The organism is Pirellulales bacterium (assembly GCA_019694455.1).
Lineage (GTDB): Bacteria > Planctomycetota > Planctomycetia > Pirellulales > JAEUIK01 > JAIBBY01.
In genome coordinates this window covers 249,374-263,481 of record JAIBBY010000001.1, presented here as the reverse complement: position 1 = coordinate 263,481, position 14,108 = coordinate 249,374, and the positions used below count along the sequence as shown (strand labels likewise).

Genomic DNA, 14,108 nt, shown 5'->3' with positions numbered 1-14,108 from the left:
TTCGCAAAGCGGAGGATGGCATCCGTTAAGCCGCCCGACGCGCCTGATTGGCCGTCTGGGCCGGCAGTTGTCCGCCATCGGTCGCAACCGAGCGACCTGCTTCCAACCGATCAAAGAAACCCCAGCAAGCCCCAGGAATCAGAATGGCTTGGGCGCCTAGCCACCCCACCGCGACGCCCATCACCACGTCGCTGGCGAAATGCGCCCCCGATTCGATCCGCTGCAAACCAACCATCACGCCTAACGCCACAAACAGCCACCGCCCGCGCGGATAGGCCCAGGCCAGCGCCAAGGCCAACGCCACGCCTGTCGCGGTATGCGCCGAGGGAAAGCTCTGCCCGCTGGCCTGCGTGTCGCCAAACGGCAACCACGATGTGAAGCTATCCGCGATCTGTTGTCCGGAGATGACGAAGTCGCGCGGTCGCGTGCGGGCAATCAGCAACTTGACCAGGTCTGCGGTCAATGCGCCGCTGAGCACCGCGCAAACCAGGCGGGGCATGCGCGCTCGCCCCTTGGCGTCCAACAGACACACGGCGATCAAGATGATCGCCACGCCGATCCCGTTGCCGAACGCCTCGCTGGCCGCGAACAGTTCGCGCAGAAAATCAGGACAACGCTCTTGCAGCGACCAACGCGCAGTCGCCAGATCGAGCGGCAACGCGGCTCCGGCTGCTAGCATCAATAGCGCGGTTATGGCTAACCAGCGCCAAATAGCGTCGCCTCTGGCGCTGGGCGCTCTCTTTGCTAGCGGTTCAGCTCGATGGCAGTTCGGCATTCGCAATACTTCTGCATCCACTACTTGCGCGCACTGGTAGCCCCAAGGCAAGCGGCGATTCTTGGCGAGTTGCCAGATTGTGGCAACCTCAATCCGCGGTAAGGGAAGAGAAAGTAGGTAGCGCGGCCAATCCATGTTGTCCGCCTGTGAGGCTTGTTTTACAGTATCGCGCCGCGCGGCGCACGTCAGCTAAGGCCGCGCCATCACACCAGACGTCGGCCGCCACCTTTCATCATGCAGCGACTCGTGCGAGATCAATTGATCGTTCTGGGCGTCGCCGGCGTGCTAGCCTTTGTCAATCTGGGCAGCGCCGGACTCTTTGACGAGGACGAGCCCAAGAACGCCGCCTGCGGACAGGAAATGTTCGATCGCGGCGACTGGATCGTGCCCACGTTCAACCATGACCTGCGCACCGACAAGCCGATCTTGCTCTATTGGCTGATGCTGGCGTCGTACCATCTGTTGGGTGTGAACGAGTTCGCCGCACGGCTCCCCTCGGCCCTCTTGGCGGTCGGCACGTCGCTGGTCACCTATCACCTTGGACGGCGTCTTTACGGACCATTGGCCGGACTCCTGGCCGGGCCGATCATCGCCACCAGTCTCAACTTCGATGTTGTGGCTCGCGCGGCGACACCCGATTCGACGTTTGTCTTCTTCTGCACCTTGAGCATATTGATATTTGTGCTGAGCGCGTTTGATCAATCGCGCGGCGACGCCAGCTTACGCGATTGGCGGGCGTTTGTGCCGCGTAATCTCTGCTGGTTTGTCGCGATCTATGCCGCCATGGGGTTGGCCGCGCTGGCCAAAGGGCCGGCCGGCATCGTGCTGCCATCTTGCGTGATGGGCCTGTTTCTGCTGGTCGTCGGCTCGCGAGATGCGCAAGTCGCGGCAGGTGACTCATGGGCCGCTCGCGCGCGCGGTTGGCTGGCCTGGTGTCGCGATTGCTTTCATTGGCGGCGAATCGCCGAGATCGCCTGGGCAATGCGACCCTGGACGGCGCTGGCCGTGCTCTCACTGATCGTGTTGCCTTGGTACATCGCGGTTGGCATTGCGACTGATGGCGCCTGGCTGGCGGGCTTTCTCGGCAAACACAACGTCGGCCGCTTCGTGGGCGCCATGGAAGGTCACTCCGGGCCACCGTTCTATTATCTCGTCGCCATCTCGATTGGCTTCTTCCCGTGGTCGGTGTTCTTGTTGCCGTGCTTTGCACGCTGGAAGGCCCGCCTCGGTGAGTCCGCAGCCAATCGTCCGGCCGATCTGCTGATCGTCTGCTGGCTTGGCTTCTATCTGGTGTTCTTCACTCTCGCGCGCACCAAGCTGCCCAATTACGTGCTGCCCGCCTATCCCGCGCTGGCGCTGGCCACCGGCGCCATGCTGCGCGATTGGCTCATCGCGCCGGCGACTCGCCATTGGACACAGGCCGCGCTGGCATTTGGCACGGTGGCGGCAGTCGGAATCGGCATGCTGATCGCGCTCCCGGTCGTCAGCTATTTCTTGCTGCCGGGAGAGTGGCTGCTGGCCGTGGCCGGCGTGGCGCCCCTGGTAGGCGGATTGGTCTGTCTGCGCTGGCTCAAGCAGCAGCGCTGGGAACACGCTTTGGCCGCCTTTGTCATCATGGCCGCGCTGAATAGCGCGGTGCTGTTTGGCTTTGTTGCCGCGCGGGCGAGTCGTCACCAAACCAGCGAGACGCTCATCGCGCTTGCCCAGCGCCAATCGGCGGAAAGACCTCGCATTGCCGCGTTTGACTACTTTGAGCCCAGTCTGGCATTCTACGCCCGACAACAGGTCGGTCGCTTTCACACGAGTGAAGAAGTCGAAAAGTTCTTCGCCGCGCATCCGCGCGACGGGTATCTGATCACGCACGAAAAAGTCCTGCCGCAAGTCGAACCCGCCCTGCCGCCGAGCGTGACGATTCTTGCCCGCCGGCGCCGCTTCCTGCGCAAGGGAGATGTTGTGTTGATTGGTCGTCCGGCCGAGGTCGCCACGCAGCCACATGACCGCCTGCGGCGACCCCAATGACGCCTGCGGCGAGAGACAAGCTCCGAGAATTTGCCGCGGGCAGCCAGGAATCCGCCATGCCAGATTTGGCTTCGATTTCGATTGTGGTGCCGATCTACAACGAGCAAGAAAATGTTCGCGCGCTGCATGCGGCGATCACGGCCGCTGTGGCGCCGCTCGGCCGTCCATACGAGATTCTGCTCGTCGACGACGGCTCGACCGACGGCACCAGCGACCTGCTCCGCGAGTTGGCCACGCGCGATCCGGCGGTGCGCGTGGTGCGCTTCCGCCGCAATTTCGGACAGACGGCCGCCATGAACGCCGGGCTGCACCTGGCCACGGGCGACGCGATTGTGACGCTCGACGCCGATTTGCAGAACGATCCGCGCGACATCCCAATGATGCTGGCCAAGCTCGACGAAGGTTTTGACCTGGTGCATGGCTGGCGCAAGGATCGCCAGGACAAGCTGTTGAGTCGGCGGTTGCCGTCAGCGCTGGCCAATCGGTTAATCGCCCGAGTGACCGATTTTCCCGTCCACGATCTGGGCTGCACGCTCAAGGTGATGCGTCGCGAAATCGCGCAAGAGCTACAGCTTTACGGCGAGATGCACCGCTTCATTCCGATCTTGGCGCACTGGCGCGGCGCTCGCTGCGCGGAGGTGGTCACCCGGCATCATCCGCGCCGCTTTGGCCAATCGAAATACGGCATCTCGCGCACCTTCCGCGTGGTGCTCGACCTGATCACGGTCAAGTACATGATTCAGTATCTCACCAGTCCGATGAAGCTGTTCGGCGGCATTGGGCTGTCGTCGGTCGCGCTGGGCCTGTGCTCCGGGCTAATCACCATCGCGATGAAACTGGCTGGCGGCGTCGACATGACCGGCAATCCGCTCCTATTGCTGGCCGCCTTCTGCGGCTTGGCGGGGGTGCAGTTCATTGTGCTCGGAATGCTGGGAGAACTGGGCGCCCGCACCTACTTTGAGTCGCAGCAAAAGCAGCCGTACGCGATTCGCGAAGCGCTCGGCTTCGACCGTCCGCTGACGCCCCCCTCCCCTGCCCCGTGCGCCGAGCGGCCTGCGCGAGCGGCGTAAGGGGGGGCGACATTTCTGGCGAATTCACGAGTCGCCGCGCTCGTACGGCGGTTATATGGTTCCGCTGAACCGCCGCGCCAGCCAGCGAGCCAAGAGAATAATTGCATAGACGCGAGTCATCGCGGCGCTTGCGACCGCGATGGCATACGGGAATCGCAGGAATCGCCAACTAGCCATTACAACGCTGGCAAAAAACAATAGCCGCAGCAGGATTGTGATTGAGACTTGACCGCGCTTCATTGTTCAGTCGTTTCGGGAACACATTGTTTTTCCAAGCGTCTCAGTTTTTCTAGGGCTTCTCGGGCGCTGTACGACATGCATTCCCATGGCGATTGACTTGCTGCTTCCAAAGCAGGGATCGCCACTAACGCTGGCGCACCAATGTTGCCCAACGCCTCTGCCGAAAACCATGCGGCATCGCGTGAGTCGACGGCAAGCTTTCGAGTGAGCGCAGCCACCGGGCGCGGATCACCAATTGCGACTGTCTGTAACGCTCGTGCAGCTTCGCGCTCGACAAATCGATCGCCGCAATCCAGCGCAGAAATCAAATCGGGAACGGCGACATTCGCGCGCTGGCCCAAACGACGAAGCTCGGTGCAGGCGTACGTTCTGGCAAACGACCACCGACCATGAATGACATCGGTAATCTCATCCAGAGGAGCGGTGTTTGTTGGGTTGTTCTCGAACTCCGCACTAAGCTTCTGCAGACGCTGAGCAACTCGCTCCCTGTCTCCGCGAGTTTCGACACATTGCCGGAGAATCACCCCGCCGACTATTGCCGCCAGGATCAGCGTAAGCAGCGTTCGCCGCGACATGCCGCCTCTCCCTTACGTCTCCGCCAACTGCGTGCGCTCGTACTCGAACGCCCGGACCAGCTCTTCTTTCGGAGTCGCCAGTTGCAATCGCGGGCTGCGAGCCAGGACAAATGGCAGCCGCACCGTGAACGTGCTGCCGCGCCCCACCTCGCTCTGCAACGTCACATCGCCACCCAGCAGCCGGCATAGCTCGCGCACGATCGACAGTCCCAGCCCCGTGCCCGAGTACTCGCGCGTCAATGGGTCGCCGCTGGGGACCACCGTCTCTCCCTGGCGGAACTTTTCAAAGATCTGCGTCTGGTCCTCGGGGGCGATGCCCACCCCGGTGTCGGAGACGACCAGTTCCAATTCGCCGCTGGCGTTCTGCCGCGCGCTGATCACGATTCGCCCTCCCTCGGGCGTGAACTTGATCGCGTTGGAGAGCAGGTTGTTCAGGATCTGCTGCACCTTGCCCTGATCCTGATATAGCTCTGGCAACCGCGGCGCGATGACGGTTTCCAGGTCGATGTTCTTCTTTTCCGCGAGCGGCTTGGCCATGTCGCACTGGGCCCCGATCACGTGCTCGATGCGAAACGCCGCCAGCCGCACATCCATTTTGCCGCTCTCGATCTTCGCCAGATCGAGGATGTCGTTAATCATGTCGAGCAGCATCTTGCCGCTCTTTTGAATGTTCAGCACGTAGCGCTGCTGCTTTTCGTCGAGCGACTTGATCGAGCTGAGCACGTCGCTGAAGCCGATAATGCTGTTGAGCGGGGTGCGCAGTTCGTGGCTCATGGTGGTGAGAAATTGGCTCTTGAGCTGATTCATTTCCATCAGCCGCATGTTGAGCTGGGCCAATTCGTCGACCTTGGTGTCAAGCGAGGTGTTCGCTTCGAGCAGGTCGTCTTGCGCGGCGACCAAATGCCGCAACATGCGATTGAACGCCAGGCCCAATTCCTCGAACTCGTCGCCGGTGCGAATCTCCGCCCGCTGCTGAATGTCGCCGTGGCTAATGGCGTCGCTCACGTCGCGCAAGTGCTTGAGCGGCTTGACGATCACATAGCGCACAATGATGTAGGCCGCGATCATCGCCAGAAACACGGTGATGATCGCCGTTGAGAGCAGCACCGCCTTGTTGTAGTTCAGATCGGCCTGCGTCGGCGCGTCGGGGATGGTGACCTTGATCACCGCGATCAAATCGTTCTCGGCCAAGTCGGGATTGCGGTCGACCCCTTGGTGGCAACTGACGCACACCGCGCCGCGGGCCCGCACCGCCTGGTAGTATTCGTACACCGCGTGCTTAGGCAGGTGTCGCTCGGTCCACTCCACGCCGCTGCCATCGTCGTGCTCCTCGGCGCGGCCGCTCTTGAACCGTTGCAGCACGGCGCGCTCGATGGCGTCGCGTGGGGCGCGATTGGCCTCGGGGCGCAGCGAATTCCAAGTGTATTCCTGATTGCGCAGGCTCTCGCTTGCGCTCTGCACCATTTCTTTGAATTCTTCGCGCGTTTCCAGCTTCTCCATGTGACGGAGGCCCATGATCGCCTCCACCAGCACGCGCCCCGTGGTGCGGTTGCGCTTGTAGATCAGCTTTTCCGTTTGCTCGCCGTACCACCAAAAGCTGGCCGTGATGAGCAACAAGAGGCAAGCGCCGAACAAGAAGCGGCACTTGCGCTCGAGGCTCGTTTCGCCGAGAACGCGCTTGAAGGAGCGATACGACATGAACTGTCCACAAACCGCACAGCTTGCCCACGCCGTCCATTTTACGCGGGAATGAGCGGCCCGACCAAGATCAAATCAAGCGCAGATGAGCAGCCGTTGGCTACAGCATGCTTGTTGGGTCGACGTCGACCGCCCACAAGATGCCCTCGGGTGGCTGCGCGGCGGCTGTGACCTTCCGCACGGCCCGGCGCAGCGCGTCGCCATCGTGGCCTTGCAGTTGCAGATGGTAGCGATACTCGCCGCGTAGCTTGGCGATCGGCGCCAAGGCGGGGCCCAGCACGCGCCACGGCGGCGCCTCCCCCGAGAGCGCGCCGGTCAACTCGCTGACCAGGTGCTCGGCAAAGCTCTCGACTTGCGGTTGCTGCTCACCGCGCACAATCACCCGGATCAGTTCGCCAAACGGGGGGTACCCCAGCGCGCGGCGCCCTTCCAGTTCGACGGTCGCAAAGCCTTGAAAATCGTGTCGCGCCGCCGCTTCGATCGATGGATGATGCGGATTGAGCGTCTGCACCAGCACGCGCCCCCCTTTCTCACCGCGCCCGGTGCGCCCCGCCACCTGCGACAAAATCTGAAAGGTCCGCTCCGAGGCGCGAAAGTCGGGCAAGTGCAGCGCGATGTCGGCGTTCACCACGCCGACCAGTGTGACATTCGGGAAGTCGAGTCCTTTGGCGATCATCTGCGTGCCGAGCAGGATTTGCACCTCGCCATGCCGGAACTTGTCCAGCGCCCGCTCGTGCGCGCCGGGGCCGCGCATTGCATCGGTGTCCATCCGCAAGCACGAATAGTTGGCAAAGCGCGTGCGCACCTCGGCCTCCAACCGCTCGGTGCCGATGCCGCCATACGCGATCCCCGCAAACCGGCACTCGGGGCATTCGGTCGGCGGCGGAATCTGGTAGTCGCAGTAGTGGCACAGGGCGATCTCTTGCTGCCGATGATGGATCAGCGCGATGTCGCAGCGCGGGCAGCGCACCACCAGCGCGCAGGATGGGCATTGAATGTGCGTTGCAAAGCCGCGTCGATTGAGCAACAAGATCACCTGGCCGCCGGTGTCGAGCGCCTGCTCCATGGCCTTGGTGAGCGGGGCGCTCAAGGCGCTGCGGCGCGGACGACCTTGTTGAGCGCTGAGCATGTCGATCGTCACCACGTCGGGCATCGGCCGATCGAACACGCGGCGCGGCATCTCCACTAGCCGATACGCTCCCTCGCGCGCTCGATGCCAGCTTTCGAGCGACGGCGTCGCCGAGCCCAACACGAGCGGAATGTTCTCGTCCGCCGCGCGGCGCAGCGCCACGTCGCGGGCGTGATAGCGGGGCGTCGTTTCTTGCTTGAACGACGATTCATGCTCTTCGTCGAGCACGATCAATCCCAGGTGCGGTATCGGCGCAAAGATCGCGCTGCGCGGACCCACCACGACCTGCACGCGTTCGGCGGCGATTTCTTCCCAATGCCAATGACGTTCGGCGTCGGTCTGATGGCTGTGCAAGACCGCCACGCCCGGAAACCGCGTGCGAAACCGCGCCACGGTTTGCGGCGTCAGGCTGATTTCGGGCACCAGCACGATCGCCGTGCGGCCGAATGCCACCGCCTCCTCAATGGCGCGAATGTACACCTCGGTCTTGCCGCTGCCGGTCACGCCGTGCAGCAAGATCACCTCGTGTCGCCGCGCGTGGATGGACGCCACGATCAAATCGAGCGCCGCCTGCTGGTCGACGTTCAGATGCAGCTTTTCAGGTTTCTCGGTGGGGCGTTTTCGCAACTCCCCGGTCTTCACTCGCTTGTGTACCGTGCGTATGTAGTGCCGCGACCGCAACGCCGCGATCGGCGCCAAAGTACACCCGGCAAGCGACGCCAACTCGTTGGGCGCAAGCGCCCGGGCTTCGTCAGCCAGAACGGCAAGGGCCTGTTTCTGCTTCTTGGGCAGCTTTTCGGTTGCCAGCGCGGCGCGACCTTGATCGGAGATTTCCAGAAAGGTCGCCACGCGCGTGCCTGCCTTGCCACGCACGCCCGCCGGCAAGACCGCCTCTAGCGCCTGCCCCCATTCGCAAAGGTAGTGTTCGGCGATCCACCGAGTCAGCCGCAACATCGCTGGCGACAGCAGCGCCTGATCGTCGACGACGCCGCTGATGTCTTTCAGCCGCCGCCGGTCGATCGCCCGCGCCGCCACCTCAACGCAGTAGCCAGTCACCAACCGATTGCCTCGGCCAAACGGAGCCCGCACCCGCCGACCCGGTTCCGCCGATTTCAACAACCGCTCGGGCACGCGGTAGGTATACGTCCCAGTTGGCCCGGCAGCGAAGACGACATCGGCCACCACTATGGGGTCGTCGTCAAGCCGCCAGGGGTCAGGCTCGGCCTCGAACAGTGCGTGCTGCTGTTGTTTCATCCGTGACGGGGCGGCGACTCGCGGGTAGCCATTGGAGACAATGGGGTATGACGCATACGATAACGGCTTACTCGCCGGCAGCGGCGAGTGATCTGAACTAATTTACACTACCCGGAACACGGTCTCGCGACAATCGCATGCGGCTCGGTCTGTTTGGTGGCACCTTCGATCCGATTCACTACGGACATTTGCTCCTGGCCGAGACCGCGCGCGAAGAGTGCCGCCTCGACCAGGTCTGGTTCGTGCCGAACTCGCAGGCGCCGCATAAGCAAGGGCGCCCCATCACCGATGCGCAGCGGCGCGTCGAAATGCTAAAGCTGGCAATTGGCGGCAATTCGGCCTTTGCGATCAGCACGTTGGAGATCGACCGCGGCGGAGTCAGCTACACGGTAGACACCTTGGCCCAACTACGTGCCGACGAGCCAACGCGCGAGCTGTTTTTGATACTGGGCGCCGATTCGCTGATCGACCTGCCCACCTGGCGCGAGCCTGCCCGCATCTGCGAGTTGGCCATGCTGGTGATCGCCCGCCGCACGGGCGCGGAGCGGGCCCGGCTGGACACGTTGTCCGAGTTAGTCTCCCGCGAGCGGTTGGCCGAGTTCGAACCTTATCAAATCGAGATGCCGCGAGTTGACTTGTCGGCCAGCATGCTAAGGCGGCGCGTCAGCCAAGGGTTAAGCATTCGCTACCGCACGCCGCGAGCCGTCGAAAAGTTCATCGAGGTCGCCGGCCTCTATCGCGCGCCGGAGCTTACTTTTTCGCCGCCAGCTTCTCCTGAGTCGCGCACTTGCGGCGGTTGAGCACCAGCGCCAGTTCGGCCTGTAGTTCTAAGGCGGCAAGTGCCGTTTGAGTCTCCAGGCATGAAAGCGCCAGATCCAATTGCTCGCTTGGCGACTGCCCCAGGTCGAGAAACAACCAGCGCCGCCCACCAAACTCGCACTCCCCTCCCCCCTGCCCTGCCAGCCATTCAAGCCGAGGTTCCACCCCAAGCTGGCGCAGCGCCGCCAGCGCTTGCTCTAGCACTTGAACTGTGAGCATCCCTGCTTTCCTTAGACCGGTTAACTTGCGCCGCTTCAGTGCGGCGAGCGGCGATTATAGCGGCCGCTCCTTGAGTCGGGTACGGCAGCGGTCGATAAGTCTACTGGTTACGCAAGGTCCCATCGCATCAATAGTTAAGACATTCGCGTTCGGCAATTGGGCCAGACGGCGCACACACGGTAAGCATGTCAAACTGCACACGCGAGGCGAATTCTGTGGGCAGCCATCAGCCGCCGGCGAGTCATGACGCTCCGCCGCCGCCCGCCAGCGCGCAGTCGGCGCCGTCGCTGGCCGAACAGGTGGCGCTGCTCAAGGAACAGCTCGCTAACGCACAGCGCATGTCGGCGATTGGCGAGTTGACGAGCACCACGGCGCACGAATTCAACAATGTGTTGATGACTATCATCAACTACGCCAAGCTTGGCCTGCGCAATCGCGACGATGCCAGCCGCGACAAGGCGCTCGAAAAGATTCTTGCGGCCGGAACTCGTGCCGCCAAGATCACGGGCAGCATCCTTGGCATGGCGCGCAACCGGGCCGGCTCGCTGGAACCGACCGATCTGGCCGCACTCGTCGACGATACGCTGCTCCTGCTCGAACGCGAGTTGAACAAGTATCGAGTTGCCGTGGAGAAACAGTTTCAGGCCGTGCCAGCGGTCCTGGCAAGCGGCAACCAAATTCAACAGATCGTCGTCAACCTGCTCATCAATGCGCGGCAGGCAATGCCGCAAGGGGGGCGGCTCATCATCAAACTGCATCCCGACCCCGACGGTCAGATGGTTAATCTGGTGGTTCGCGACACGGGAACCGGCATCGCTCCCGAACACCTGCGCCGCATCTTCGATCCCTTGTTCACCACCAAGCGCGGACCAGACGATTCGGGCAAGGGAGGGACTGGACTGGGACTGGCGCATTGCCGCGAGATCATCGAAGCTCATCGCGGTCGCATTCGCGTAGAGAGCACCGTTGGCAAAGGGACCGCCTTTACCATCAAGCTCCCCATCGCTCCGCCAGCGGCGCCAAGCGCGCCCTCTGTCGCGTCGTAGCCACATGGCGTATGCTCATGGCGCGACATGCCGGGGGACATGTCATGCGTTCAGCCATTGAAGGAGACGACCATGAGTTATGCGCAGCAGATTCTGCCTGAGTTCGACCAGGAGATAGCCAACACACGTAAGGTGTTGGCGACGATTCCCGACGACAAGTTCGCCTGGCAGGCGCATCCGAAATTTCGAACCATCGGCTGGAACGCCAATCACCTGGCAGAGATTCCTGGCTGGGTCGAGGGCACGCTGACGCAAACTTCTTGGGATTTGGCGCCCGCCGGCGGCGAGCCGTATCAGTCGCCCGATCTCAAAACGCGCAATGAGGTGCTGGCGCTTTTCGATCAGAATGTCGCCGCCGCGCGCAAGGCGATTGCCGCCGTCAAAGACGAAGACCTGGGGGTGCAGTGGTCGTTGTTGCAAGCGGGCAAACCGATTTTCACCATTCCGCGCGCGGCGGTTATTCGTAGCTTTGTGCTGAACCACCTTATCCACCACCGCGCGCACTTGTGCGTGTACCTGCGGTTGAACAACATCCCAGTGCCGGGCATGTACGGTCCCTCGGGTGACGACGCGAGCTAGCTGTCTGCGCGCAGGTTACTCGGCATTGGTCTCCGCACCAATTTCCGAACTGGCGATCGGCTGCCGATCCTCCGCGATAATGTCGATGATCTCCTCAGCGCTGGCAGCGGCGGCGATGCCGTGCCGCGCCGATTCGTCGGCGGCCAGACGTGCCAGTTGCGCAAGCAACGTCAGTTGCACATCGGGATGCTCGAGTGGCGTGACCAGCAACAGCACGAGTCGCACCGGCTTTTGCGATTGCGACGAAAACTCGATGCCCTCCGCAGAACGCCCCAACACCACCAGTGGTTCGGCCAGGTTGGGACAGCGGGCGTGAGGTATCGCCACGCCAACTCCCAGGTCGGTCGACAGTTCCTGCTCGCGCGCCAGCGCTAGTTCGGCGACGCGCGCGCCGAGCGGCAAGCGTGATGCCGAAATGGCGGCCGCCAATTCGGCAATGATCTCCTCGCGCTGGGTTCCGCGCAACTTCAGCACAACGCCGCCGGCGCGCACGGCATCGGCCAGCGACATGGTGGCTTCATGCGGATACTCGTCTTCGATTCGGCCGACGACCTGCTCCAGGATGTCTTCCAGCGTGAGCATACCGATTGGCGCCCCGGCGTCCTCCACAATGCAAACCGTCGCCCCCTGGCTTTGCATTTGCAACAAGGTCGATTCAATGTCGTCGTCCGGGCGGGCCGATCGCAAGGGGCGGACCAAGCGGGTCCAGTCTCCATTGGCCGATACGTCGGCAATCAGATCCTTGGCCAACAGATATCCCACCACGCGCCCCGTTGCGCCATCGGTCACGGGCCAGCGCGAGAAGCGCTGCTCGGCAATTTCGCGCAGCACCTCTTGCTGGCTGGCCGAGGTTGGCAGCTTGCGGACGCGAGTCCACGGCACCATGATCCCGCGCACTCGTCGCGATTGAATGTTCGTCATATTCTCGCGAATGAGTTGCAAACGCAGGTCGCGGATCTTGCTTTCCATCGCGTGGCGGTGCGTGCCGGTGTCGGCAAGCACCAGGCGGGCCAACGCCACGGCCACTTCGGCCTCTTCGAACACCGCCGCGGTGGCCCCCACCTTTTCCAAGTCTTCTCGCTCCCGCAGATAGTGAGCGCGGACCAGGATGCGCGCGTCCGAGTTCAAGTTGCGCGCCGCGGTGACAACTGCCACGCGGGCAGAGGATTGCGGCAAAGTAAGCACCAAATGCGATGCGCGGCGCATGCCCGCTTGTTCCAGGATCGATTCGTTCGAGGCGTCTCCAAAGACGGCCAAGTCTCCCTGCGCGGTCAGTTCCGACACCGTGTCCATGTTCAGGTCGATCACCACGACCGTCAGGCCGGCTTCGCTCAGTAGTCGCCGGACCGAGCGGCCCACTGGTCCGTAACCAACGACAATGGCCAATCGCTGCGCCTGCTGAGGCGCTGCGGCCAATTGATGCTCGGTGTGTTGATTCACCTCGAGCGCGCGCTTTTCGGCGCGACCGTTGAGCAGAGACCAGAGCCTGGGCCGCTTGCGAAGCCACGCTTCCAGCGGCAGCAATGTGCGGAAGATCAGCGGGTTGAGCGTAATGGTGATGATCGCGGCCGCGACCAGCATGTTATGACCCGAGTCGGGCATCAAGCGATGGGCGCGAGCGGCGTCGGAAAGAATGAACGAAAACTCGCCAATTTGCGTTAGCGCCAGCGCTACCGTTAATGCCGTACGGGCCGATTGTCCAAGCAACACCACAATTGTGAGCGCCGCCAGTGGCTTGACGATCAAGATGATCGCCAAGGCGGCGAGGATCAACAGCGGCTCCTGTAAGACAAAGATTGGGTCGAATAGCATGCCCACGGAGACGAAGAACAGCACGGCGAACGCGTCACGCATAGGCAGCGCGTCGGCGGCGGCCTGATGACTGACTGGTGACTGACCGACCATCATGCCGGCCAGAAAGGCGCCCAGCGCCATCGAGGCGCCAAACAGCGCGTACGACGCGACTGCAATGGCGATGGAGAACACCAGCACAGTCAAGGTGAATAGCTCGCGAGATCGCAAACGCGCCACTTGAACGAGTACCCACGGGATGACGCGTGAGCCAACGATCATGATGATGGCCACGAGCACCGCTAGCTTGGCGAACGCCCAAACGATGGCCACTGCCAGATTTGGGCTCGCGCCGGATGTCGCGGCGGTGGCGTCTTCACCCCCAAGTACGGGAATCAACACCAGCACCAGGACTGTAAGAATGTCTTCGACCAGCAGCCAGCCCATCGCAAGATGACCTTGTGGTGAGCTGAGCATGTCGGCGTCCATCAGCACCCGCATCAGCACCACGGTGCTGGCCACGGCCATGGCCATGCCCACCACCGCGCCCGTGGTGTACGAAAATCCGAACGCGACGCACACAACCAGGCCCAATAGAGTTGCGACCAGGCTTTGGCCGATGGCGCCAGGAATGGCGACGGATTTGACGGCCAATAGGTCCTTCAAGTGGAAATGCAGGCCGACGCCGAACATCAAAAGAATGACGCCAATTTCGGCTAGCTGATGCGCAATGTTCACATCGCCGACGTAGCCTGGCGTGTACGGGCCGATGATGGCGCCCGCCACGAGGTAGCCGACGATAGGCGATAGTCCCAGTCGCTGCGTCAGCAAACCCAAAAGCCATGCCGCGGTGAACGCCATGGCGATGGTGGAAATCAGCGGAAAATCGTGCAT

At 62.6% G+C, this 14,108-nt stretch carries 11 protein-coding genes; 5 read left to right on the top strand and 6 right to left on the bottom strand.

Annotated elements, in window-relative coordinates:
- Nucleotides 1-25: 25 nt before the first annotated feature.
- Nucleotides 26-679, bottom strand: a complete 654-nt coding sequence (locus K1X71_01055) for a phosphatase PAP2 family protein (protein ID MBX7071707.1) — start codon at nucleotides 677-679, stop codon at nucleotides 26-28.
- A 330-nt stretch (nucleotides 680-1,009) separates the two neighbouring features.
- On the opposite strand from K1X71_01055, the gene K1X71_01050 reads away from it, so the two are divergent.
- Both K1X71_01050 and K1X71_01045 read left to right on the top strand, forming a co-directional pair.
- On the top strand, nucleotides 1,010-2,794 hold the full coding sequence (locus K1X71_01050) for a glycosyltransferase family 39 protein (protein MBX7071706.1): 1,785 nt from the start codon (nucleotides 1,010-1,012) through the stop codon (nucleotides 2,792-2,794).
- Nucleotides 2,795-2,850: 56 nt separating this feature from the next.
- Nucleotides 2,851-3,864: a glycosyltransferase family 2 protein gene (locus tag K1X71_01045; protein MBX7071705.1), complete on the top strand. Its 1,014-nt coding sequence runs from the start codon at nucleotides 2,851-2,853 to the stop codon at nucleotides 3,862-3,864.
- A 236-nt stretch (nucleotides 3,865-4,100) separates the two neighbouring features.
- On the opposite strand, the gene K1X71_01040 is transcribed toward K1X71_01045, so the two are convergent.
- The 3 genes from K1X71_01040 to priA form a co-directional block, all read right to left on the bottom strand.
- Nucleotides 4,101-4,679 (bottom strand): HEAT repeat domain-containing protein, encoded by a 579-nt coding sequence (locus tag K1X71_01040; protein MBX7071704.1) that lies wholly within the window; start codon nucleotides 4,677-4,679, stop codon nucleotides 4,101-4,103.
- Nucleotides 4,680-4,691: 12 nt separating this feature from the next.
- On the bottom strand, nucleotides 4,692-6,377 hold the full coding sequence (locus K1X71_01035; GenBank protein ID MBX7071703.1) for a HAMP domain-containing histidine kinase: 1,686 nt from the start codon (nucleotides 6,375-6,377) through the stop codon (nucleotides 4,692-4,694).
- Between the two features lie 100 nt (nucleotides 6,378-6,477).
- On the bottom strand, nucleotides 6,478-8,760 hold the full coding sequence (gene priA / locus K1X71_01030; protein ID MBX7071702.1) for a primosomal protein N': 2,283 nt from the start codon (nucleotides 8,758-8,760) through the stop codon (nucleotides 6,478-6,480).
- A gap of 137 nt (nucleotides 8,761-8,897) precedes the next feature.
- Between priA and nadD the strand changes: the two genes are divergently transcribed.
- Nucleotides 8,898-9,560: a nicotinate-nucleotide adenylyltransferase gene (gene nadD, locus K1X71_01025; GenBank protein ID MBX7071701.1), complete on the top strand. Its 663-nt coding sequence runs from the start codon at nucleotides 8,898-8,900 to the stop codon at nucleotides 9,558-9,560.
- Here nadD and K1X71_01020 read toward each other — a convergent pair.
- Nucleotides 9,511-9,798 carry a hypothetical protein gene (locus tag K1X71_01020; protein ID MBX7071700.1) on the bottom strand — a complete coding sequence of 96 codons (288 nt, stop codon included), beginning with the start codon at nucleotides 9,796-9,798 and terminating at the stop codon, nucleotides 9,511-9,513. The two genes, nadD and K1X71_01020, sit on opposite strands and share 50 nt — an antisense overlap.
- A gap of 185 nt (nucleotides 9,799-9,983) precedes the next feature.
- On the opposite strand from K1X71_01020, the gene K1X71_01015 reads away from it, so the two are divergent.
- On the top strand, nucleotides 9,984-10,844 hold the full coding sequence (locus tag K1X71_01015; GenBank protein MBX7071699.1) for a sensor histidine kinase: 861 nt from the start codon (nucleotides 9,984-9,986) through the stop codon (nucleotides 10,842-10,844).
- Between the two features lie 72 nt (nucleotides 10,845-10,916).
- Nucleotides 10,917-11,423 carry a DinB family protein gene (locus K1X71_01010; GenBank protein MBX7071698.1) on the top strand — a complete coding sequence of 169 codons (507 nt, stop codon included), beginning with the start codon at nucleotides 10,917-10,919 and terminating at the stop codon, nucleotides 11,421-11,423.
- A gap of 15 nt (nucleotides 11,424-11,438) precedes the next feature.
- Here the strand turns inward: K1X71_01010 and K1X71_01005 are convergent, their stop codons facing one another.
- Nucleotides 11,439-14,108 (bottom strand): cation:proton antiporter, encoded by a 2,670-nt coding sequence (locus K1X71_01005; protein ID MBX7071697.1) that lies wholly within the window; start codon nucleotides 14,106-14,108, stop codon nucleotides 11,439-11,441.